At 64.2% G+C, this 22,580-nt stretch carries 22 protein-coding genes and 1 tRNA gene; 21 read left to right on the top strand and 2 right to left on the bottom strand.

The window, feature by feature from the left end; translation table 11 throughout:
- Window positions 1-163: 163 nt before the first annotated feature.
- Window positions 164-1,093, bottom strand: coding sequence for a LysR family transcriptional regulator (locus NMB96_RS20450; RefSeq protein WP_255085515.1), 930 nt, complete (start codon window positions 1,091-1,093; stop codon window positions 164-166).
- A gap of 108 nt (window positions 1,094-1,201) precedes the next feature.
- On the opposite strand from NMB96_RS20450, the gene trpB reads away from it, so the two are divergent.
- From trpB to NMB96_RS20400, 10 genes are all read left to right on the top strand, one after another.
- Complete coding sequence (trpB, locus tag NMB96_RS20445) at window positions 1,202-2,419, top strand: tryptophan synthase subunit beta (protein ID WP_043889309.1); 1,218 nt, start codon at window positions 1,202-1,204, stop codon at window positions 2,417-2,419.
- Window positions 2,419-2,628 carry a hypothetical protein gene (locus NMB96_RS20440; protein ID WP_255085514.1) on the top strand — a complete coding sequence of 70 codons (210 nt, stop codon included), beginning with the start codon at window positions 2,419-2,421 and terminating at the stop codon, window positions 2,626-2,628. Before trpB ends, NMB96_RS20440 begins: the two co-directional genes overlap by 1 nt.
- A 38-nt stretch (window positions 2,629-2,666) precedes the next feature.
- Window positions 2,667-3,473 (top strand): tryptophan synthase subunit alpha, encoded by an 807-nt coding sequence (trpA, locus tag NMB96_RS20435; RefSeq protein ID WP_023904472.1) that lies wholly within the window; start codon window positions 2,667-2,669, stop codon window positions 3,471-3,473.
- A 455-nt stretch (window positions 3,474-3,928) separates the two neighbouring features.
- The gene (gene accD, locus NMB96_RS20430; protein WP_043889308.1) at window positions 3,929-4,813 is read left to right on the top strand and encodes an acetyl-CoA carboxylase, carboxyltransferase subunit beta; all 885 of its coding nucleotides are present in this window, start codon (window positions 3,929-3,931) and stop codon (window positions 4,811-4,813) included.
- Between the two features lie 127 nt (window positions 4,814-4,940).
- Complete coding sequence (gene glmM, locus NMB96_RS20425) at window positions 4,941-6,290, top strand: phosphoglucosamine mutase (protein WP_255085513.1); 1,350 nt, start codon at window positions 4,941-4,943, stop codon at window positions 6,288-6,290.
- 124 nt (window positions 6,291-6,414) lie between these two features.
- Window positions 6,415-7,353, top strand: a complete 939-nt coding sequence (locus NMB96_RS20420) for an isopenicillin N synthase family dioxygenase (protein ID WP_023904468.1) — start codon at window positions 6,415-6,417, stop codon at window positions 7,351-7,353.
- 206 nt (window positions 7,354-7,559) lie between these two features.
- Window positions 7,560-8,249, top strand: a complete 690-nt coding sequence (locus NMB96_RS20415) for a methylamine utilization protein (RefSeq protein ID WP_255085511.1) — start codon at window positions 7,560-7,562, stop codon at window positions 8,247-8,249.
- A complete protein-coding gene (locus tag NMB96_RS20410; RefSeq protein ID WP_023904466.1) occupies window positions 8,246-10,615 on the top strand; it encodes a putative bifunctional diguanylate cyclase/phosphodiesterase in 2,370 nt (789 codons plus the stop codon). The genes NMB96_RS20415 and NMB96_RS20410 overlap by 4 nt, the downstream gene beginning before the upstream one ends.
- On the top strand, window positions 10,612-11,487 hold the full coding sequence (locus NMB96_RS20405) for a DUF3034 family protein (protein WP_255085510.1): 876 nt from the start codon (window positions 10,612-10,614) through the stop codon (window positions 11,485-11,487). Before NMB96_RS20410 ends, NMB96_RS20405 begins: the two co-directional genes overlap by 4 nt.
- Window positions 11,487-11,915, top strand: a complete 429-nt coding sequence (locus NMB96_RS20400) for a group I truncated hemoglobin (RefSeq protein WP_023904464.1) — start codon at window positions 11,487-11,489, stop codon at window positions 11,913-11,915. The genes NMB96_RS20405 and NMB96_RS20400 overlap by 1 nt, the downstream gene beginning before the upstream one ends.
- A 72-nt stretch (window positions 11,916-11,987) precedes the next feature.
- Here the strand turns inward: NMB96_RS20400 and NMB96_RS20395 are convergent, their stop codons facing one another.
- The gene (locus NMB96_RS20395) at window positions 11,988-12,785 is read right to left on the bottom strand and encodes an SDR family NAD(P)-dependent oxidoreductase (protein WP_255085509.1); all 798 of its coding nucleotides are present in this window, start codon (window positions 12,783-12,785) and stop codon (window positions 11,988-11,990) included.
- A gap of 112 nt (window positions 12,786-12,897) precedes the next feature.
- Between NMB96_RS20395 and tpiA the strand changes: the two genes are divergently transcribed.
- The 11 genes from tpiA to nuoH all read left to right on the top strand — a co-directional run bounded on the left by tpiA (window position 12,898) and on the right by nuoH (window position 22,580).
- Entirely contained in the window at window positions 12,898-13,650 is a 753-nt protein-coding gene (gene tpiA / locus NMB96_RS20390) for a triose-phosphate isomerase (RefSeq protein WP_023904462.1), read from the top strand.
- Window positions 13,651-13,687: 37 nt separating this feature from the next.
- Window positions 13,688-14,161: a preprotein translocase subunit SecG gene (gene secG, locus NMB96_RS20385; protein WP_023904461.1), complete on the top strand. Its 474-nt coding sequence runs from the start codon at window positions 13,688-13,690 to the stop codon at window positions 14,159-14,161.
- A 49-nt stretch (window positions 14,162-14,210) separates the two neighbouring features.
- A tRNA-Leu gene (locus NMB96_RS20380) sits at window positions 14,211-14,295 on the top strand.
- Window positions 14,296-14,401: 106 nt separating this feature from the next.
- Complete coding sequence (locus NMB96_RS20375; protein WP_006450567.1) at window positions 14,402-14,758, top strand: NADH-quinone oxidoreductase subunit A; 357 nt, start codon at window positions 14,402-14,404, stop codon at window positions 14,756-14,758.
- Entirely contained in the window at window positions 14,749-15,303 is a 555-nt protein-coding gene (locus NMB96_RS20370) for a NuoB/complex I 20 kDa subunit family protein (RefSeq protein ID WP_006450566.1), read from the top strand. The genes NMB96_RS20375 and NMB96_RS20370 overlap by 10 nt, the downstream gene beginning before the upstream one ends.
- A gap of 36 nt (window positions 15,304-15,339) precedes the next feature.
- Window positions 15,340-16,092: an NADH-quinone oxidoreductase subunit C gene (locus tag NMB96_RS20365; protein ID WP_255085508.1), complete on the top strand. Its 753-nt coding sequence runs from the start codon at window positions 15,340-15,342 to the stop codon at window positions 16,090-16,092.
- On the top strand, window positions 16,089-17,396 hold the full coding sequence (locus tag NMB96_RS20360; RefSeq protein WP_023904458.1) for an NADH-quinone oxidoreductase subunit D: 1,308 nt from the start codon (window positions 16,089-16,091) through the stop codon (window positions 17,394-17,396). The genes NMB96_RS20365 and NMB96_RS20360 overlap by 4 nt, the downstream gene beginning before the upstream one ends.
- A complete protein-coding gene (gene nuoE / locus NMB96_RS20355) occupies window positions 17,393-17,920 on the top strand; it encodes an NADH-quinone oxidoreductase subunit NuoE (RefSeq protein ID WP_011037655.1) in 528 nt (175 codons plus the stop codon). The genes NMB96_RS20360 and nuoE overlap by 4 nt, the downstream gene beginning before the upstream one ends.
- Window positions 17,921-17,923: 3 nt before the next feature.
- Complete coding sequence (nuoF, locus tag NMB96_RS20350) at window positions 17,924-19,258, top strand: NADH-quinone oxidoreductase subunit NuoF (protein ID WP_023904457.1); 1,335 nt, start codon at window positions 17,924-17,926, stop codon at window positions 19,256-19,258.
- A complete protein-coding gene (nuoG, locus tag NMB96_RS20345; protein WP_023904456.1) occupies window positions 19,255-21,489 on the top strand; it encodes an NADH-quinone oxidoreductase subunit NuoG in 2,235 nt (744 codons plus the stop codon). The genes nuoF and nuoG overlap by 4 nt, the downstream gene beginning before the upstream one ends.
- The gene (nuoH, locus tag NMB96_RS20340) at window positions 21,486-22,580 is read left to right on the top strand and encodes an NADH-quinone oxidoreductase subunit NuoH (RefSeq protein ID WP_023904455.1); all 1,095 of its coding nucleotides are present in this window, start codon (window positions 21,486-21,488) and stop codon (window positions 22,578-22,580) included. The genes nuoG and nuoH overlap by 4 nt, the downstream gene beginning before the upstream one ends.

Here is a 22,580-nt window from a genome sequence, read left to right as displayed (position 1 = left end):
ATTGGGGAATCGAGATTAGGGATTAGGCAAGCGGAGCTCGGGCTTGTGCCGCTGTTTTGGAGCGCTTGTCGCCGCTACACATTGCTCTTGGTCGCTCGGCTTTCCGGCTAACCATCGCTCAGCCGCTTGCTTCTTGAACGACGCGGTTGCTTGATGGCTGCACTTAGCCGTGCGCGATATTTATTGCAGGTGTCTGCACCTGATCTTCAGTCAGTGCACCGCGTAGCCAACCAGCGAGCCGCTCGATCCGCGGATCCGGGTTGCGCTTTGCGGCGCACAGCACCCAGCGCCCGCGCGTTGGCGTGAATCCCCAGGGTGCCAGCAGGCGGCCGGCGGCCAGATCCGCTGCAACCAAGGGTTGCGGTGCGATCGCAACCCCCAGGCCGGCGGCAGCGGCTTCCAGTAAATAGACCAGGTGTTCGAACTCGGTCCCGAAGCGCAGTGCCTCGGGTGCCACACCATGTGCCTGCGCCCATTCCGGCCAGGCCTGCGGGCGCGAGCGCGTGTGCAGCAAGGCGTGATCGAGCAGGGCGGCAGGGTCGTTTCCGTCGAGCTGCGTCGTGGATGCAAGCTGCGGGCTCAGCACCGGGCCGATCCATTCCACGCCCAGCTCGTGCACCTGCCACTCGCCGGGCCAGGGCGGTGTGTCCAGCAGCAGTGCCGCATCCAGGCCATCCAGGTCCGGGCCTGGCGCTTGTTCGCCGGCCGACAGATGCAGGCGAACATCGGGCAGGTCCTGCTGCAGCCGGCCCAGGTGCGGGATGACCCAGCGCGCCAGCAGACTGCCCGAACAGCCCAGCACCAGCGGCGTCTCGCTGCCAGGGCGCCTTAACAGCCCAGCCCAGGTCTCGCCGATCAAGGCGAAGCCTTCCCCGGTCGCATCGCGCAAACGCGTGCCTGCTGCCGTCAATACCAGGCCGCGGCCCTGGCGGGTGAACAGGGCAGTTCCAAGTGACTGCTCCAAGGTGCGCACATGCCGGCTGATGGCGCCATGGGTGACGTGTAGTTCCTGCGCAGCCCGGCTGACGCTTTGCAGGCGCGCGGCAGATTCGAAGGCGCGCAAGGCCGCCAGCGGCGGAAGTGGGTAACTCATTGTGTGAGTCCAGGTCACAGGTTGTGGCAATCTTATCGATTTATCGCACCGGCTTGCTGCGCTAAAGTGCGTGCTTCTCGTATGACCGCATTGCTGCAGAGGATTCCCATGTCGGCCCAGCCCATCAGTGACTTTTACGCCTATCCGGACGCTGCCGGCCACTTTGGCAAATTCGGCGGCCGGTTCGTCGCCGAGACCTTGATCGGCCCCTTGCAGGAACTGTCCGCAGCCTATGACCAGGCGCGCCAGGACCCGGCCTTCATCGCCGAGTACGACAAGGATCTCAAGCATTATGTCGGCCGGCCCAGCCCGATCTATCACGCCGAGCGCCTGAGCCGCGAAGTGGGCGGGGCGCAGATCCTGCTCAAGCGCGAAGACCTCAACCACACCGGCGCGCACAAGATCAACAACACCATCGGCCAGGCCCTGCTGGCCAGCCGTATGGGCAAGACCCGCATCATCGCCGAGACCGGCGCCGGCCAGCATGGCGTGGCCAGCGCCACGGTCGCCGCGCGGCTGGGCCTGGAGTGCGTGGTCTACATGGGCGCCACCGACATCGAACGGCAGAAGATCAACGTCTACCGCATGAAGCTGCTCGGCGCCACGGTGATCCCGGTGACCTCCGGCTCGGCCACGCTCAAGGACGCGCTCAACGAGGCGATGCGTGACTGGGTCACCAATGTGCAGGACACCTTCTACATCATCGGCACCGTCGCCGGCCCGGATCCGTATCCGCGCATGGTGCGCGACTTCAACGCGATTGTCGGCCGCGAAGCGCGCGCGCAGATGCTGGAAGACTACGGCCGTCTGCCGGATGCGCTCAGCGCCTGCGTGGGCGGCGGCAGCAATGCGATCGGCTTGTTCCATGCCTTCCTCAACGACCCGGGCGTCAAGATCTATGGCGCCGAAGCGGCCGGCGACGGCATCGCCACCGGTCGCCATGCCGCCTCGATCGCGGCCGGTCGCCCCGGTGTGCTGCACGGCAACCGCACCTATGTGATCTGCGACGACGACGGCCAGATCACCGAAACCCATTCGATCTCCGCCGGCCTGGATTACCCGGGCGTCGGCCCGGAGCATTCGTTCCTGTCCGACAGCGGTCGCGCGGTCTACCAGGGCATCACCGACGACGAGGCGATGGCCGCGTTCCATCTGCTGGCGCACACCGAGGGCATTCTGGCCGCGCTCGAGTCCAGCCATGCGGTGGCGCAGTCGATCAAGCTCGCGCGCGAGATGCCCAAGGACGCATTGATCCTGTGCAACCTGTCCGGCCGTGGCGACAAGGACGTGCACACCATCGCCGCGCGCGAAGGCGTGCAAGTCTGATGCCGCTGCGGCGTGTCACCGTGACCGCGCTAGCCGACCAGCCAGGCGAACAGGACCTGCTGTTCGCCTGGCTCGACCGCTGGGCGCCGCAGATCCGCACGTGTTCGGAAAACACCGGCTGCGGCTGCTGCCTGGACAGTTTCGACGTCGAGGTGGACGCGCAAGCGTTGACCGAACTGCCCTCAGCCATGTACCAGGACATCCATTGATGCGGTCGTACCGCAGCTAACTTCTTCAAGGTCTTTCAATGCGTCGTATCGACGAAACCTTCCAACGTTTGCGTGCCGATGGCCGCAAGGCGCTCATCCCCTTCATCACCGCCGGCGATCCCTCGCTGGAAGCCACCGTTCCGGTGATGCACGCGCTGGTGCGCGCCGGCGCCGATGTCATCGAACTCGGCGTGCCGTTTTCTGACCCGATGGCCGACGGCCCCACCATCCAACGCAGCTCAGAACGCGCGCTTGGTCGTGGCGCCGGCCTGGCCTATGTACTGGAAGCGGTGCACGAATTCCGCCGCGAAGACCCCACCACCCCGGTGGTGCTGATGGGCTACCTCAACCCGATCGAGATCCACGGCACCCGGCGCTTTGCCGAAGCCGCCGTCGCCGCCGGCGTGGATGGCTTGCTCTTGGTGGATCTGCCACCCGAAGAGGCCGCCGAGACCCGCGCCATCTTCACCGAGGTCGGCCTGGCCCTGATCGCGCTTGCCTCGCCGACCACCAGCGAGCAGCGTCTGGACATGCTGTGCAGCAGCGCCCAGGGGTATCTGTATTACGTCAGCTTCGCCGGCGTCACTGGCGCTTCGAATCTGCTCGACACCACCGCGGCGGGCGATCGCCTGCGCCAGCTGCGCCTGCGTGCCGGCGCCCCGGTGGTGGCCGGTTTTGGCATCAAGGACGCGGTCAGCGCCGCCGCAATGGCCGTGGATGCCGACGGCGTGGTGGTCGGCAGCGCCCTGGTCGCCGCCCTGGCCGAAGCCCCCGATGTCCGCACCGCCCGCGAATACGCCGAAGCGTTCCTGACCCCGCTCCGCCAGGCACTGGATCATCCCTGAAACCAGCCCAAAGCCCCTCTCGCGTCGATGCACGTGGCTTCGCCCGCACCCTCACCCCAACCCCCGCTCCGCGCCCCGGCCCGCGCTTGCGGCGCGGGCGCTCCAAGGCACGCGCGCCAGTGGCGCGCAAGCCGTGCCTTCTCGCCCCGCAGGAGAGGGGCTTTGATCCTTCTCCCGTCGGGAGAAGGTGCCCCGCAGGGGCGGATGAGGGTACGGGCGAAGCCACGTGCATCCCAACCACAAGTGCACGCCAATCAGAGTTAGGCGCAGCACAACAAACCGACCTTCACTCCAAACACCCGCGCAACCTCCCAGCACCACGCTCGCAGCCAGCCCTCCGAACTGCCACCAAGTCCCACATTCATTCCCCGCGCTACCTCGCTTTTCCCGCAGCGCGTTAGACTTATGCCCCTCTGCGGCCCGTAAGGCCGCCCTGCATGGATTGTCATACACGCATGAGCTGGCTCAGCAAATTGATGCCCTCCGGCATCCGCACCGAGAACACCCCGGCCAAGAAGCGCAGCGTCCCCGAGGGCCTGTGGGAAAAGTGCAGCAATTGCGGCAGCGCGCTGTACGGCCCCGAGCTCGAGGAAAACCTGGAGGTGTGTCCGAAATGCGACCACCACATGGCAATCCGCGCCCGCACGCGCCTGGCCGCGTTGTTCGATGTGGATGCCCCGACCACCGAAATCGCCGCCCAGCTGGGCCCGGTCGACGTGCTCAAGTTCAAGGACCAGAAGCGCTACGGCGAGCGCATCAAGGCCAGCCAGAAGGCCAGCGGCGAGTACGACGCATTGATCGCCATGCGCGGCACGCTCAAGGGCAACCCGCTGGTTGCCGCCGCATTCGATTTCGCCTTCATGGGTGGCTCGATGGGCTCGGTGGTCGGCGAGCGCTTCGCGCGTGCCGCCGAAGTGGCGCTGGAAGTCGGCTGCCCGTTCGTATGCTTCTCCGCCAGCGGCGGGGCACGCATGCAGGAAGGCCTGTTCTCGCTGATGCAGATGGCCAAGACCTCCGCTGCGCTCGGCCGCCTGCGCGAAGCGGGCCTGCCGTACATCTCGGTGCTGACCCATCCCACCACCGGTGGCGTGTCGGCCTCGTTCGCGATGCTGGGCGACATCAACATCGCCGAGCCGCATGCCTTGATCGGCTTTGCCGGCCCGCGCGTGATCGAACAGACCGTGCGCGAAACGCTGCCGGAAGGCTTCCAGCGCTCGGAGTTCCTGCTCGACCATGGCGCCATCGATCAGATCTGCGACCGCCGCGACATGCGCGACCGCCTTGCCGATCTGACCGCGATGATGATGCGTCAGCCGCATCCGCAAGAGGCGGTGGCGTGAGGTTGGTGTTCGTGCTGGCTGTCCCCGGGAAAAACGTGGTCTGCGACCTGTGGACTTCCGTCGATGGCTGCTCCTTCCAGGCCCCTGCTCCCTGGCCGCAGGTCCCGACGCTTCCGGTCACGGCTCCATGAGCGCCCGCAAGTATTTCGGCACCGACGGCATCCGCGGTCGGGTCGGGCAGGGCGTGATCTCGGCCGATTTCGTGCTGCGGCTTGGCAATGCGCTCGGCCGCGTGCTCACCGCCGGGCGCAGTAAGCGCCCGCTGGTGCTGATCGGCAAGGACACCCGCATTTCCGGCTATATGTTCGAAGCCGCTTTGGAAGCCGGCCTGGTCGCCGCAGGTGCCGACGTGCAGTTGATCGGCCCGATGCCGACGCCGGCCATTGCGTTCCTGACCAACACGCTGCGCGCCGATGCCGGCGTGGTGATCAGTGCCTCGCACAATCCGCATTACGACAACGGCATCAAGTTCTTTTCCGCCGAAGGCGAAAAGCTCGACGACGCTACCGAAGCGGCGATCGAAGCCGCGCTCGACGAGCCGTTCCACACCGTGGAATCGGAGTGTCTGGGCAAGGCGATCCGCACGCGCGATGCGATCGGCCGTTACATCGAATTCTGCAAGGCCAGCGTGGCGCGCGGTTTCACCCTGCATGGCCTGAAGATGGTGCTGGACTGCGCGCACGGGGCGACTTATCACATCGCGCCGATGCTGTTCCGCGAGCTGGGTGCGGACGTGGTGGTCATCGGTGCCGCACCGGACGGACTCAATATCAATGACGGCGTCGGCTCCACGCATATCGACAATCTCGCCGCCAAGGTGCGCGAGAGCGGTGCGCAGTTGGGCATCGCCTTCGATGGCGACGGTGATCGCGTGCTGATGGCCGACGACCAGGGCAACCCGGTCGATGGCGACGATCTGCTCTACGTGCTTGCGCGTTCCTGGCAGGCCAGCGGCCGGCTCACCGGCACCGTGGTCGGCACGCTGATGACCAACTACGGCCTGGAACAGGCGCTGGCCGCATTGAACATCCCGTTCCAGCGCGCCAAGGTCGGCGACCGTTACGTGCACCAGGCGTTGGTGGAAGGCAGCGGCACCCTGGGTGGCGAAACCTCCGGCCATCTGCTGTGCCTGGATCGCGCCACCACCGGCGATGGCATCGTCAGCGCGCTGCAGGTCCTTGAGGCCCTGGGGCGCGATGGACAGAGCCTGCGCCAGGCCTTGAGCAGCCTGAGCAAGGTGCCGCAGAAAACAATCAACGTGCGTCTGGATGGCGGCGCTGCCAAAGCGATTGTGGAAGCCGCTGGCGTGCAGCAGGCGTTGCAGCAGGCGCAAGCCGCCGTGCAGGGGCGTGGCCGCGCGTTTCTGCGTCCTTCCGGCACCGAGCCGGTGGTGCGCGTGACGGTGGAAGCCGACGACGCTGGCCTGATGCAGGACACGCTGGACCGACTCTCGGGTGCCGTGCGTGACGCGGCGTGAGTCGCTGATCATTGGCGTGTGCGTGGTCTTTGCCAAGGCCGCGACGTTCTACCTGTTGTATCGCCTGCTGTCCTGAACAGCAGGCCTTCCTTTTGACTCCTCGACTTCGACTGCAGATATCCGTATGAGCGCCCGCATCCCGACCCTGGACATCACCCGTTTCGACAGCGACCGCGACGCCTTCGTCGCCGAGCTCGGTGCGGCCTATAGGCAGTGGGGCTTTGCCGGCATCCGCAATCACGGCATTGCGCAGGCCGATATCGATGGCGCCTACGAGGTGTTCAAGGCGTTCTTCGCGCTGCCGGAAGAGGTCAAGCAGCGCTACCACGTCAAAGGCAGTGGCGGCGCGCGCGGCTACACCGCGTTCGGTGTGGAAACGGCCAAGGATTCCAAGCATTTTGATCTAAAGGAGTTCTGGCATATCGGCCGCGAGATTCCGGACGATTCGCCGTATCGCGAGGTGATGACGCCGAACCTGTGGCCCGAAGAAGTGCCCGGTTTCCGCGAGCGCGGTTACCGCCTGTACCAGCAGCTCGATCACCTGGGCTCGCGCGTACTGTCGGCGCTGGCGCTGCATATCGGCCTACCGCAGGACTATTTCGTCGACAAGACCAACAACGGTAATTCGATCCTGCGGCCGATCCACTACCCGCCGATCACCAGCGACGACATCCCCAACGTGCGTGCCGGCGCGCATGGCGACATCAACTTCATCACCTTGCTGGTCGGTGCCAGCGCGGCCGGTCTGGAGGTGCGTTCCAACGATGGCGAGTGGGTGCCATTCACAGCGGATGCCGACACCATCGTGGTCAATATCGGCGACATGCTGCAACGCCTGACCAACCATGTGTACCCGTCCACCATCCATCGCGTGGTCAATCCGCCGGGCGAAGCAGCGCGCAAGCCACGTTACTCGGTGCCGTTCTTCCTGCACCCGAATCCGGACTTCCTGATCGACGTGCTGCCTTCGTGCATCACTGCCGAAAACCCGAGTCGCTATCCCGAGCCGATCACCGCACACGGCTTCCTGGAAGAGCGTCTGCGCGAGATCAAGCTGAAGTAATCCAGCACGCGGTCCCTATCAGCGCGCGCAGCGAATAGCCGCGCTCGCAACACGGGGAATGACCGACACCACAGTTCTGTTCAAAAAATTCCGCTCGCGTCTGGTTAAAGCTTGCGTTCACCTCAGCCGATAACTCAGTCTGATCGCTAGCGCGACGTCGGATTCGCCTGGCGCCCGCTGCCGATTGCACTAGGTTTGGGGGGCGCATGCGGACGCAGTGGTTCAAACGGATAGGTGTGGTTTCGGTGTTGCTGGTGTACTGCGCCGCAAGCGCCGTGGTGGCAACGCCGGTCAGCGTGACCGTGGCCGATGCCAACGGCATGTTGGTCGATGCGGTGGTCAGTCTGGAGCCGGCGCGTCCGGCGCCACCCACTGCTTCCAAGACCGCGGAAATGGATCAGATCAATTCGCAGTTCGTGCCCGCCGTCCTGGCGGTGCGCACTGGCACCTTGGTGCGCTTTCCGAATAACGATCAGATCCGCCATCAGGTCTATTCCTTTTCGCCTGCCAAGCGTTTCGAATTGCCGCTGTTTCAGGGTACCAAGGCCACGCCGATCCGCTTCGATCAGGCGGGCCTGGTGACGATTGGCTGCAATATCCACGACTGGATGCTTGGCTATATCGTGGTGCTGGAGACGCCGTATTTCGGCAAGACCGGCAGCGACGGCCGCGTGCAACTGGATGCACCGGCAGGCACCTACACGCTGCGGGTCTGGCATCCGCGCATCAAGGGTGCCGTGGTCACCGAGCCGTTGCTGCTTGCGCGCGATGCAGTGCAGCGTCGCGTGACCCTGCAGACCACCGGCGCCGCGCCGATGGCAGCACCACCGGATGAGCGCGTGCGCGCGCTGCAGGACAAATTCCGTCGCGCCGACCCGAAGAAGCCGCATCCATGAAGTCAATGCGTCTGCATACCCGTATCGCGGCCTTGGTGGTCCTGGTCGTGCTCGCCACGCAAGTGCTGACCTTCATCGCAGTGCAGGTCGCCACCGAGCGCAGCGTCAAGGCGCAACTGGGCGAAGAACTGCAGATCGGCGAACGCGTCTGGCAACGCATCAACGTGCGCCGCGACGAGCAGCTGCTGCAGTCGGCCTCGGTGCTGGCCGACGATTTCGGTTTCCGTGCGGCAGTGGCCAGTGGCGATGTGCCGACCATGCAGTCGGCATTGCGTAACCATGCCGCGCGCATGTCGGCGCAGACCGCGGTGCTGTTGTCGCCGGATGGCGAGTTCCTGACCGGGCTGGCGGATCTGCCGCAAGCCGAGCAATTGCGCGCCGTGCAAGCCCTGCTGCAACAGGCCCAGCGCGACGGGCACGCGGTCGGGGTGGTGGCACTGGATCAGCGCATCGTGCGGCTGGCGGTAGTGCAGGTGCTGGCGCCGAACCGGGTGGGCTGGATCGCGATCGGCAACGAGTCCGGCGATGGGCTTGCGCAGGACTTTCGTACCACCACCGGGCTGGATGCGACCTTTTTCACCGATGGCCCGCCGGTGCGCGTACTGGCCTCCACCCTGGAGCCGGCTGCGCGCGCCGAGTTCCCGCAGCAGCTGCCCGCCGCCGAAGCGGGGCAGGGCGAAGCGATCCCGCTGACGCTGGCCGACGCGCGTTACCTGGTCAAACTGCAATCGATCCAGGGCGACAGTCACGTGCGGGTCGCTTTGCAGGCCTCGCTGGATCGTGCGGTCGCACCGTACCGCATCCTCAAGCTGCGCATTCTGTTGTTGGCCGGTCTGGCCACGGCCGCCGCACTCGGTGTGGCGATTTTTCTCGCGCGCAGCGTTAGCAAGCCGGTCGCGCAGTTGGTGCAGGCAGCACGACGCATCCAGCGCGGCGATTACCACACCGCGGTGCAGGTGCCGCCCGGACGTGAACTGGCCGAGCTGGCCGACAGCTTCGGGCGCATGCAGCAGCAGATCGCCAGCCGCGAGCAGCACATCCTGCATCAGGCGCGCCACGATGCCTTGACCGGCCTGCCCAATCGCATCTGGCTGCTGGAACGGCTGCAACAGGTGGTCGACCAGACCGTGGCCTCGGGTGGCACGGCCGCCGTGCTGATCTTGGATCTTGAGCGTTTCAAGGAACTCAACGACAGCCTGGGGCACGACTTCGCCGATCAGGTGCTGGTCGAAGCAGGGCGCCGCCTTGCCGAGGTCGTGCAGGAGCCCAATGTGGTCGGGCGGTTGGGCAGCGACGAATTCATGGTGGTGGTGGCGCAGGCCGATATGACCAGCGTGCAGCAGGATGCGCAGCGATTGCTGCTGCAGCTGCGTCGCCCACTGGTGTTGCCGCAGGCGCGCATCCAGTTGGAAGCCAGCATCGGCATCGCCTTGATCCCCGAACACGGCGCCGATCCGGATACCTTGCTGCGGCGCGCCGATATCGCACGTCGCCAGGGCGGCAATGTCACCACCATCGGCGCCAGCAGCGTGTATCGCCTGGGCCAGGACGAGCAGCATCTGCGCCGTCTACGGCTCACTGGCGATCTGCGCCAGGCGATTGCCAGCAACGAATTGACCTTGCGCTTCCAGCCCAAGATCTGTTTGCGCAGCGATCGCGTCGAACAGGTCGAGGTACTGGTGCGCTGGCATCACCCGGTGCTGGGGCCTATTGGCCCGGATGAATTCATTCCGCTCGCCGAGCACTCCGGTGTGATCCACCCGCTGACCCGCTATGTGCTGGACGAGGCGCTGCGGTGCCAGGCGCTATGGCGCAGCCAGGGCCTGGAGCTGGGCATGGCGATCAATCTCTCTGCGCTCGATCTGTCCGACCCCGGCCTGCCGGATTATGTGCGCGGTCGTCTGGAGCATCACGCGGTGGCGGCCGAGCGGGTCACGCTGGAATTGACCGAAAGCGCCTTGATGCGCGATGTCGAATTCGCGCTGCACATGCTGCATCAGCTGCGCAGCGTCGGCGTGCGCCTGTCCATCGACGACTTCGGCACCGGCTATTCCTCGCTGGCGCAGCTCAAGCGCATGCCGGTCAACGAATTGAAGATCGACAAGAGTTTCGTCATGCAATTGGCCGAAGGCACCGACGATGCATTCATCGTGCGCAGCACGATCGATCTGGGGCATAACCTTGGATTGAGCGTGATCGCCGAAGGCGTGGAAAACGCCACGGCGCTCGGGCTGCTGCGCAGTTATGGCTGCGACATGGTACAGGGCTATCTGTACGCGCCGCCGCTGGAAGAAGTGCCGTTTGTGGCCTGGTGCATGCGTCAACTCGATCTGGTGCCGGCCGCGCAAGCAGGAGCGCAACGATGAGCAAGTGGGTGCGTGCCGCGCGGTCTGCTGCAGTGTTGGGTTGTTTGGCGCTCACGCCGACACTGGCGATCGCTGGAGAAGGGCGTCTGCTTGCCACCGGCGGTGTGTCGATGATCGAAGGCAGCAGCGGCGGCGGCATCGTGCCGTGGGCCACGCTGTCGGGCTACGGCACGCGCGATGAACTTGCCACCGTCGTGTTCGCCACCCACGTGGACAGCGGCGATTACCGATTGGATGTGCAGGGCGCCGCGCTCACCGTCGGCAACCGGCTGGAGCTGTCGCTCGCGCGGCAACGCCTGGATCTGGGCACATTGCAGGACCGATTGGGCTTGCCATGGAATGCGCTGGGTCAGGACGTGTTCGGCGCAAAGCTACGCTTGCATGGCGACCTCGTGTACGGGAGCGCGCCGCAAGTCAGTTTGGGCGTGCAGTACAAGCGTTTGCGCAACGGCACGCTGCCCCTGGCGATCGGTGCGCGCGACGACCACGGCACCGATGTGTACGTCAGCGCCAGCCGGCTGTTGCTGCAGGGCGTTGGCGGTTATCAGCTGTTGCTCAACGGTACCCTGCGCGCCACCCGCGCCAATCAGACCGGCTTGCTCGGCTTCGGCGGCGATCGTCGCAACAGCTACCGGCTGGTGGGTGAGGCCAGCGCTGCGGTGATGCTGTCGCCCTCCCTGGCAGTGGGCGTGGAATACCGAGACAAACCCGATAACCTGGGCTTCGCGCGCGAACAAGCCTGGGCAGACGCATTCGTCGCCTGGTTTCCCAGCAAGCATGTGTCGTTCACCGCGGCCTGGGCAGACCTTGGTGACATCGCCACGCTTACCGATCAGCGTGGTCCCTATCTTTCCTTGCAGGTGGCGTTCTGATGAACCGATGGCTGCGCTGCTGCCTGCTTTGCGTGCTGGGCCTGGTGAGCGCCTGCGCCACCACGCAACCGCGCCAGACGCTCTACGACGAACTCGGCGGGCAAGCCGGGATCGAAGCGCTGGTGGAAACCATGCTGTCTCGCATTGCCGACGATCAACGCATCGTCGATAAATTCGCGCGCGTCAACATCGTCATGCTCAACGAGCGTCTGGTGCAGAAGTTCTGCCACGTCAGCGATGGGCCATGCCCGGATACCGCCAAGTCGATGAAGCAGGCGCATGCGCATCTGGCCATTCGCGAAGGCGACTTCAATGCCTTGGTCGAGGATCTGAACTGGGCGATGGATCAGCGCAAGATTCCGCGCCGCACGCAGAATCGCTTGCTCGCACAACTGGCGGCAATGCACGGCGACATCGTCAATCACTGACATCCCGTGGGGGCATGATCATGCAGTCGTGCAGAGCCGTACGCACCTACGCTGATCCACCGCTCAGCCGCCTCACTCCAGCGGACGCACCCGATGCGATCCGCGCGCCATCAGGCGCAAGGCAAGCGCATGCGGCAACACGCGCAATGCGGCATTGACCAGGCGATAGCGCCAGCCCGGAACCGCCAGCACCTGTCCGCGCTCCAGTGCTTCGATGCCGTATTCGGCCACGGCATCGGCCTGCAGCCACGCCCAGCGGGGCAGGGTGGACATCTGCTCGCGTGTGCCGGTGATGTCGTGAAATTCCGACCACGCAAAGCCCGGGCACAGCGCGCAGACCCTCACTGCGCAATCGGCGTTTTCCAGCGCCAGCGATTCGCTGAAGCGCAGCAGGAAGCTCTTACTTGCCGCATACAGCGTTTGCCCGTCGGCGCTCGGCGTCAGCGCCGCAAACGAGGCCACGTTGAGAATGCGGCCCTGGCCAGTGGCGCGGATCATCGGCAACAGCCGCCAGGTCAGCTCGCACACCGCGCCCACCATCACCTGCAAAAAACGCGCATGCGTGGCCCAGTCGTTGTGCAGATAGCGGCCCGGCACACCGTAGCCGGCATTGCCCAGGGTGCTTACGGTCCAGCCATTACGCTGGATCTGCACAACCAGCATCTCTACCGCCGCAGGGTCAGCCAGATCGGCAGGCAACACTTCCACCCGCACCAACGTCCTTAACTCGTCGGCCAGCGCTTCCAGTCTGTCCACCCGTCGCGCAGTCAGGATCAACGGCACGCCACGCCTGGCGTAAGCGCGCGCAATCTCGCGGCCGATACCGCTGGAGGCGCCGGTGACCAGCGCGAAGACAGGCGAAACGGACATGGCAGGTTCCTGCTGAAGAGGGGATGGGACAGGCAATGGACAGAAGTGTGCCGGCTGCCGACAGGGCATGGGCTATTCTGTCGCCTGTCTTCCACTCAGGAACCTGCGCCTGATGCGTCGAAAACTCGTTGCCGGAAATTGGAAGCTGCATGGCAGCCGCGCCTTCGCCACCGAACTGGTGGCCCAGATTGCCGCGCACATGCCCCTGGAGGGTGTCGATGTCGTCATCCTGCCGCCACTGCCTTACCTCGGTGATCTGATCGAGGATTTCGAGGAGCATCACCTGTGCTTCGGTGCACAGGACGTCAGCAGTAACGAGAAGGGCGCCTACACCGGCGAGGTCTCGGCCACGATGCTGGTCGATGTCGGCGCCGAGTACGGGCTGGTCGGCCACTCCGAACGTCGCCAGTACCATCAGGAGAGCAGTGAGCTGGTGGCGCGTAAATTCGCGGCCGCCATGCATGCCGGGTTGATCCCGGTGCTGTGCGTCGGCGAATCGTTGGAGCAGCGCGAAGCGGGCCAGACCGAGGTGGTGCTGCGCGCTCAGCTCGAGCCGGTGCTGGCCCTGGTCGGCAGCGAAGGCTTTGCGCGTGCCGTGCTTGCGTATGAACCGATCTGGGCCATTGGTACCGGCCGCACTGCCAGCCCGGAGCAGGCCCAGGCTGTGCACGCCTTCCTGCGTGGCGAAGTCGCAAAGGCGGATGCTAGAATTGCCGATTCGCTGCCCATCGTGTACGGGGGCAGTGTCAAGCCCGACAACGCCAACGAGCTGTTCGCACAGCCCGATGTCGACGGCGGGCTGGTCGGAGGCGCATCACTGGTCGCTGAAGATTTCCTGGCCATCGCACGCGCGGCGGTCGCTTGATTAACCCATTAAGTTTTGTCCGGGGACGGATTTCGAAATGCTGATGTTGATCCTCAATGTGGTCTACGTGCTGGTCGCGCTGGCGATGATTGCGCTGATCCTGATGCAGCGTGGCGCGGGTGCGGCAGCGGGCTCCGGTTTCGGTGCTGGTGCCTCGGGTACCGTGTTTGGTTCGCAGGGTGCGTCGAACTTCCTGTCCAAGTCGACCAAGTGGCTGGCGGTGGTGTTTTTCAGCATCAGCCTGTTCATGGCGTGGTACGCCACCCATGGCGCGCGTCCCACCGATCAGAATCTTGGCGTGATGTCGCAGTCGGCCACCCCGGCACCGGCCGCCGCCGGCGAGCTGACTCAGCCGTTGCCGCAGGCACCAGCCGCGGGCGCAGTGCCGACCGCTCCGTCGCAGCCGTCGCCTGCCGCTGTTCCGGCCGCAGCGCCAGCGCAGTCCGCACCGGCGCAACAAGCGCCTGCGGCACGCGAAGAAAACGCTTCAGAACCAGCACAAAAACGCTGAAGCCGGTTACAATACGCTGCGCACTGGGATGCCCAGCGGCGCAACGTATGCCCAGGTGGCGGAATTGGTAGACGCACTACCTTGAGGTGGTAGCGATTTAGGTCGTAGGGGTTCGAGTCCCCTCTTGGGCACCATTGTTTGGCTGCAGTTCCTGCGCATCGTGGCGGTGCCACGCGCGGGTCCTGCTTATACCCCATGCCGGCACGCGGCGCGTGCGGGCAAAGGCAAGAGAGAATCGCTGTGCTGGCCGAATATTTGCCGAGTCTGCTGTTTCTGATCGTCGCCACCGGTATCGGCATCACATTGATGTTGATCGGCCGGTTCCTCGGTCCGCGTAGCCCCGATGCACGCAAGCTCTCGCCGTACGAGTGTGGCTTCGAGGCATTCGAAGACGCGCGCATGAAGTTCGACGTGCGCTACTACCTGATCGCGATCCAGTTCATCGTGTTCGATCTGGAAATCATCTTCATCGTGCCGTGGACGCAGGTGTTCATGGAGATCGGCGCACGTTCGCTGGTCACCATGGGGCTGTTCGTCGGCATGTTGTTCCTCGGTTTTATCTACGTCTGGAAGAAGGGAGCGTTGGAATGGGAGTGATTCAGACCCTCGATCGTCTGATGACCAATCCGATGCCGGAAGGTCGGTTGGACGACATCCTGCGCCCGGAAGGCGAGAACCCGCTGCTCGAAAAGGGCTACGTGACCACCAGCGTCGACGCGCTGTTGAATTGGGCGCGTACCGGTTCGATGTGGCCGATGACCTTCGGTCTGGCCTGTTGCGCAGTCGAGATGATGCACGCTGGTGCGGCGCGCCTGGACCTGGACCGTTACGGCGTGGTGTTCCGCCCGTCGCCGCGCCAGTCCGACGTAATGATCGTGGCCGGCACGCTGGTCAACAAGATGGCGCCGGCGCTGCGCAAGGTCTACGACCAGATGCCGGATCCCAAGTGGGTCATTTCGATGGGTAGCTGCGCCAACGGCGGTGGCTATTACCATTATTCGTATTCGGTGGTGCGCGGTTGCGACCGCATCGTGCCGGTGGACATCTATGTCCCGGGCTGCCCGCCGACCGCCGAGGCGCTGGTCTACGGCATCTTGCAGCTGCAGAAGAAGATCTGGCGTACCCAGACGATCGCGCGCTGATACCCGTCTTCTTCTACCGAGAGCAGCCAAGCCCCCATGGCAGAGCAAGCATCCTCCTTCACTGACCGACTTGCGGCACGTTTCGCCGGTGCGCAGATTGCCGTGGCCTTGCCGCGCGGCGAAGTGACGCTGGAAGTCGCGGCTGCCGATTGGCACGCCACCTGTCTGGCCTTGCGCGACGAGCTCGGTTTCGAGCAGTTGAGCGATCTGTGCGGCGTCGATCACCTGGGCTATGGCAGCGACGAGTGGGATACCGCGGACGTGTCGTCGCAGGGTTTCAGTCGTGGTGTCGAAGGCAAGGCGGTCGGTCGTTTCGCCTGGGGTGAATTTCCCAGCCAGGAAAGCTCCGATGGCGCCCACCCGCAGCACATGCCCAAGCAGCGTTTTGCGGTCGTCGCCCAGCTGATTTCCTACCAGCACAACCAGCGTCTGCGCGTGCGTTGCTACGCCCCGGACGAGCAGGTGCCGGTGGTGGCCTCGTTGACCGATATCTGGCCGGGCGTGAACTGGTTCGAGCGCGAAGCCTTCGACCTGTTCGGCATCGTGTTCGACGGTCACCCGGATCTGCGTCGCATCCTGACCGACTACGGATTCGTCGGCCATCCGTTCCGCAAGGATTTCCCGCTGATCGGCAACGTCGAAGTACGTTACGACGAAGAAAAAAAGCGCGTGGTGTACGAGCCGGTCACCTCGGTCGAGCCACGCGTCGGTGTGCCGCGCGTGATTCGCGACGATGCCCGTTATGAGGCTGCCGCTGGTGAAGTGGGCAAGTCGGAGACTGCCAAGTGAGTGAGTTCCACCAGGCGACTGCCGCCTTCGCTAGCAATCCTGTCGAAAGCAAGCAGGAAATCCGCAATTACACGATGAACTTCGGCCCGCAGCATCCTGCGGCGCACGGCGTGCTGCGCTTGATCCTGGAAATGGACGGCGAAACCGTGGTGCGTGCCGATCCGCATATCGGCCTGCTGCACCGTGGCACCGAGAAGCTGGCCGAGTCCAAGCCGTTCAACCAGTCGGTTCCGTACATGGATCGTCTGGATTACGTGTCGATGATGTGCAACGAGCATGCCTACGTGCGCGCGATCGAGTCCCTGATGGGAATCGAAGTGCCCGAGCGTGCGCAGTACATCCGCACGATGTTCGATGAAATCACCCGCATCAAGAACCACCTGATGTGGCTCGGCTCCAACGCGCTCGACCTGGGTGCGATGGCGGTGATGCTGTATGCGTTCCGCGAGCGCGAAGAGTTGATGGACGTCTACGAGGCGGTCAGTGGCGCGCGCATGCACGCCGCCTACTATCGCCCCGGTGGCGTGTATCGCGATCTGCCCGATCGCATGCCCAAGTACAAGGAATCGCGTTGGCACAAGGGCGGGGCGCTGAAGAAGCTCAACGCCGCGCGCGAAGGCTCGATGCTGGATTTCCTCGAGGACTTCACCAATACCTTCCCGTCGCGTGTGGACGAGTACGAAACGCTGCTGACCGATAACCGTATCTGGAAGCAGCGCACCGTCGATGTCGGCATCATCAGCCCGGATCTGGCGCGTGCCTGGGGCATGACCGGCCCGATGCTGCGTGGCTCCGGTATCGAGTGGGATCTGCGCAAGAAGCAGCCGTATGCCAAGTACGACGCGGTGGATTTCGATATCCCGGTCGGCACCAACGGCGACTGCTACGACCGCTATCTGGTCCGTGTTGCCGAGATGCGTGAATCCAACCGCATCATCAAGCAGTGCGTGACCTGGCTGAAGGCCAATCCAGGCCCGGTCATGGTCACCAATTTCAAGGTCGCTCCGCCAAGCCGCGAAGGCATGAAGGACGACATGGAAGCGCTGATCCATCACTTCAAGCTGTTCAGTGAAGGCTATTGCGTGCCGGCCGGCGAGACCTATTGCGCCGTCGAAGCACCCAAGGGCGAGTTCGGCTGCTACCTGATGTCCGATGGCGCCAACAAGCCATTCCGCCTGCATCTGCGCGCGCCGGGCTTTGCGCATCTGTCCTCGATGGACGCGGTGGTGCGTGGCTATTTGCTGGCCGACGTCGTGGCGATGATCGGTACTTACGATTTGGTTTTCGGTGAGGTTGACCGATGAAGGCGACGGGTAATTTCGAAGCGGCGCGCGACGTCGATCCGCAGGTAGTGCTGAGCGACAAGACGCGCGCGCACATCGATCATTGGCTGAGCAAGTTTCCGCCCGACCGCAAGCGTTCGGCGGTGCTGCAGGGCCTGCATGCTGCGCAAGAGCAGAACCAGGGCTGGCTCACCGATGAGTTGATCGTCGGCGTGGCCAAGTATCTGGAACTGCCGCCGGTGTGGGCCTACGAGGTCGCCAGCTTCTACTCGATGTTCGAGACTGAAAAGGTCGGCCGCCACAACGTGGCGTTTTGCACCAACATCAGCTGCTGGCTCAACGGCGCCGAGGATCTGCTGGCGCACGCCGAGAAGAAACTGGGTTGCAAGCTGGGGCAGTCCACGGCCGATGGCCGGGTCTACCTCAAGCGCGAAGAAGAGTGCCTGGCGGCCTGCTCTGCAGCGCCGATGATGGTCATCAACGGCCATTACCACGAGCACCTGACGAAAGAGAAGGTCGACGCGCTGCTGGACGGGCTGGAGTAAGACATGGCACATCATCACGCACCCTCAGGCCCGGTCGGTCCGGCGCCGTTGCCGCATCAGGTCGTCTACACGACGCTGCACTACGACACCCCGTGGTCGTACGAGAGCTACCTCAAGACTGGCGGCTACGCCGCACTGCGCAAGATCCTCGAAGAGAAGATCGCGCCGGCCGACGTCATCGAAATGGTCAAGGCGTCGAACCTGCGCGGCCGTGGCGGCGCGGGCTTCCCGACCGGCTTGAAGTGGTCGTTCATGCCCAAGGGCACGATGCAGAAATACATCCTGTGCAACTCGGACGAATCCGAGCCGGGCACCTGCAAGGACCGCGACATCCTGCGTTACAACCCGCATTCGGTGGTGGAGGGCATGGCGATCGCCTGCTACGCCACCGGTTCGACCGTGGGTTACAACTATCTTCGTGGCGAGTTCCATCACGAGCCGTTCGAGAACTTCGAACTGGCGCTGGCCGATGCGTATGCCAACGGCTGGTTGGGCAAGAACATTCTCGGCAGCGGCGTGGATATCGATATTTACGGTGCGTTGGGTGCCGGCGCCTACATCTGCGGCGAAGAAACCGCGCTGATGGAATCGCTGGAAGGCAAGAAGGGCCAGCCGCGTTACAAGCCGCCGTTCCCGGCGAACTTCGGCCTGTACGGCAAGCCGACCACCATCAACAACACCGAGACCTACGCGTCGGTGCCGGCGATCATTCGCAACGGCCCGGAGTGGTTTCTGGGGTTGAGCAAGACCAAGAACGGCGGCCCGAAGATCTTCTCGGTGTCCGGCTGCGTACAAAAGGGCGGCAATTTCGAAGTGCCGCTCGGTACCACCTTCGACGAACTGCTGGAAATGGCCGGTGGCCTGCGTCCGGGCCGTACCCTCAAGGGCGTGGTGCCTGGCGGCGTTTCGATGCCGGTGCTGAAGGCCGACCAGGTCGCCGGCTTGCAGATGGATTACGACACCTTGCGTGCATTGGGGACCGGTCTGGGTTCGGGCGCGATCGTGGTGTTGGATGACAGCGTCTGCTGCGTGCGTTTTGCCTGCCGCATCTCGCAGTTCTTCCACAAGGAATCCTGCGGTCAGTGCACGCCGTGCCGCGAAGGCACCGGCTGGATGCACCGCGTGCTGGAGCGCATCGTCGCCGGCAAGGCCACGATGGAAGACCTGCACCAGTTGCGCACCGTTGCCGGCCAGATCGAAGGGCACACCATCTGTGCGTTCGGCGAAGCCGCGGCGTGGCCGATCCAGGGATTCCTGCGCCAGTTCTGGGACGAGTTCGAGTACTACATCGTCAACGGTCGTTCGATCGTCGACACGCACGTCGGAGTGGCCGCATGAGCGCCCAACCAGTGAACCCGAACGTGCCACCGGACCATGTCACCGTCGAAATCGACGGGCAGTCCCTGGTGGTGCCGAAGGGTTCGATGATCATCCAGGCGGCCGACAAGGCCGGCATCCCGATCCCGCGCTTCTGCTACCATGAGAAGCTGCCGATCGCGGCCAACTGCCGCATGTGCCTGGTGGACGTCGAAAAATCCCCGAAGCCGTCGCCTGCCTGCGCCACGCCGGTGATGGACGGCATGAAGGTCACCACGCGTAGCGAAAAGGCGCTGAAGTACCAGCGCAGCGTGATGGAATTTTTGCTGATCAATCACCCGCTGGACTGCCCGATCTGCGATCAGGGCGGCGAGTGCGAATTGCAGGACGTTTCGCTCGGTTACGGCCGTTCGGTCAGCCGCTTCAACGAGCGTAAGCGCGTGGTGCCCGACGAGGACATCGGTCCGCTGGTCGCCACCGAAATGACCCGCTGCATCCAGTGCACCCGTTGCGTGCGCTTCACTGCGGACATCGCCGGCACCTACGAGTTGGGTGGCATGTATCGCGGTGAAAACCTGCAGATCGGCACTTACGACGGCAAGCCGCTGACCACCGAAATTTCCGGCAACGTCATCGACGTCTGCCCGGTCGGCGCGCTGACCAACAAGGTGTTCCAGTTCCGTGCCCGCCCGTGGGAGCTGATGGCACGCGAATCGCTCGGCTATCACGATGCGATGGGCTCGAACCTGTTCCTGCACGTGCGTCGCGGCGAAGTGCTGCGTACCGTGCCGCGCGAGAACGAGGCGGTCAACGAGTGCTGGCTGTCCGATCGCGATCGTTATTCGCATCAGGGCCTGTACTCGGAAGACCGTGCGGTCAAGCCGCTGAAGAAGGTCAACGGTGAGTGGACCGAGGTGAGCTGGGCCGAAGGGCTGGCTGCCGCCACGCAAATCCTGCGTGACAACGCTGGAGATCAGCTCGGCGTGCTGGTGCATCCGTCCACCTCCAACGAGGAAGGTGCGCTGCTGGCCCGTCTGGCCGAAGGGCTGGGTAGCGGCAATCTGGATCACCGTTTGCTCAATCGCGATTTCTCCGATGCTGCGGTGGCCGAAGAGTTTGCCACGCCGTTGGCCGAGATCGAGCAGGCCGATGTGGTAGTGCTGTTCGGCACCAACGTGCGTCACGAACTGCCGCTGCTGCATGCGCGTCTGCGCAAGGCCAACATCCAGAACGGGACCAAGATCCATTCGGTCAACCCGGTCGATTTCGATTTTGCCTTTACCCAGGCAAGCCGTACGGTCGTTGCGCCGTCGCAGCTGGCTGGTGCACTGGACGATGCGGCATTGCGCGATGCGGTCAAGGGCGCCACGCGTGCCGTGATCGTGGTCGGCGCATTGGCTGAAAATCATCCGCAGGCTGCCGCGTTGCGTGCTGCCGCACGTGACTTCGCTACTGCAACCGGTGCCTCGCTGTGCCGTATTCCGCAGGGCGCCAATGCTGTCGGCTTGGTCTCGCAAGGTGTATTGCCGACCGCACGCGATGTCACCGGCATGCTGACGCAGCCGCGTCAGGCGTATGTGCTGTATGGCATCGAGCCGGGTCTGGATTTCGCCGATGCAGCGGCTGCACGCAGCGCGCTGGCGGGTGCCAAAGTGGTGGCCTTCAGCCAGTTCGCCTGTACTTCCACGCGCGATGTGGCCGATGTGATTCTGCCGATCGGCGCATTGCCGGAAATCGATGCCTCGCTGACCAATCTCGATGGTCGCGTGCAGACCGCACGTGCCGCCGGCCGCTTGCCGGTGGAAGCGCGCGAAGGTTGGCGCGTGTTGCGCGCACTTGGTGGGGAGCTGGGTCTGGCCGGTTTCGAATTCATCGATCTGGTCGGCCTGCGTGCCGGCATGCAGAACCGCAGCGTGACGCCTGCAACCTCCGCACAGCCAGTGGCTGCGAGCGAGGGGCTGGAAGTGGCCGCGACCGCTGCGATCTATCGCACCGACGCAGTGGTACGCCGCGCCGCTGCACTGCAGTCGCATCCGCTCAACATCGCGCCGTGTGTGGTCATGCACCCAGAGCAGGCAGCGCAGTTGCAGATTGGCGCAGGTCAGATGGTCAAGGTCGGCACCGATGCCGGTAAGGCAACGCTGCCGGTGGTGCTGGACAAGCGCGTCGCGCCGGGGACGGTGTGGATCGAATCCGGCCATGGCGCAACCGCGCCGCTTGGTGCCGGTCGGGTAACGGTGGTGGCTGCATGAACGAATTGCTGTTGAATCTGGTCAATCCTTTGCACCAGTGGTTCGTCGGGCTGGGCGATGGCGGCGTGGTGCTGTGGACCGTGCTGAAGATCCTGCTGATCGCGGTGCCGGTGATCGTGGCGGTGGCGTTCTTTGTGGTCTGGGAGCGCAAGCTGATCGGTTGGATGCACGTACGCCACGGGCCGATGTACGTGGGCATGGGCATCTTTCAGGCCTTTGCCGACGTGTTCAAACTCCTGTTCAAGGAGATCGTGCAGCCGAGTAGCGCGCACAAGGCGATGTTCATCATCGCGCCGCTGCTGACGCTGGCGCCGGCCTTCGCGGCCTGGTCGGTGGTGCCGTTCGATGCGCAGCTGGTGCTGTCCAACGCCAATGTGGGGCTGCTGTATCTGCTGGCGATGACCTCGTTGGGCGTGTACGGCATCATCCTGGCCGGCTGGGCCTCCAACTCCAAATACGCGTTTCTGGGTGCGATGCGCTCGGCCGCGCAGGTAGTCAGCTACGAAATCGCGATGGGCTTTGCGCTGGTCGGCGTGATGATCGCGTCGGGCAGCGTCAACCTGAGTCAGATCGTGTTTGCGCAGGGCGGTAGCTCGGGCGTAGGCGATTGGTTCCTGATCCCGCTGTTCCCGTTGTTCATCGTGTACTGGGTGTCCGGCGTCGCCGAAACCAATCGCGCGCCGTTCGACGTGGTGGAAGGCGAATCGGAAATCGTTGCCGGCCACATGGTGGAGTACTCGGGCGGTGCGTTCGCGCTGTTCTTCCTGGCCGAATACGCCAACATGATCCTGGTCAGCTTCCTGATCTCGATCTTCTTCCTTGGCGGTTGGTTGAGCCCATGGCCGCAGGCTTGGGGCAATCCGGATATCTCGCCGTGGGTCGATTGGCTGTGGAAGGGCGGTTGGCCGTGGCTGTTGATGAAGGTGTTCTTCTTCGCCAGCGCTTACATCTGGTTCCGTGCCAGTTTCCCGCGCTACCGCTATGACCAGATCATGCGTCTTGGCTGGAAGGTGTTCATTCCGCTGACGATCGTGTGGATCGCAGTGACGGCGTTGATGGTGTTTTACGGCGTGATCCAGAAGGGCGTGTAA

Origin of the sequence: Xanthomonas hortorum, assembly GCF_024339125.1 — a bacterium.
GTDB lineage: Bacteria > Pseudomonadota > Gammaproteobacteria > Xanthomonadales > Xanthomonadaceae > Xanthomonas > Xanthomonas hortorum.
The sequence above is the reverse complement of the archived record's forward strand: the minus strand, read 5'-3'. Positions and strand labels throughout refer to the sequence as shown.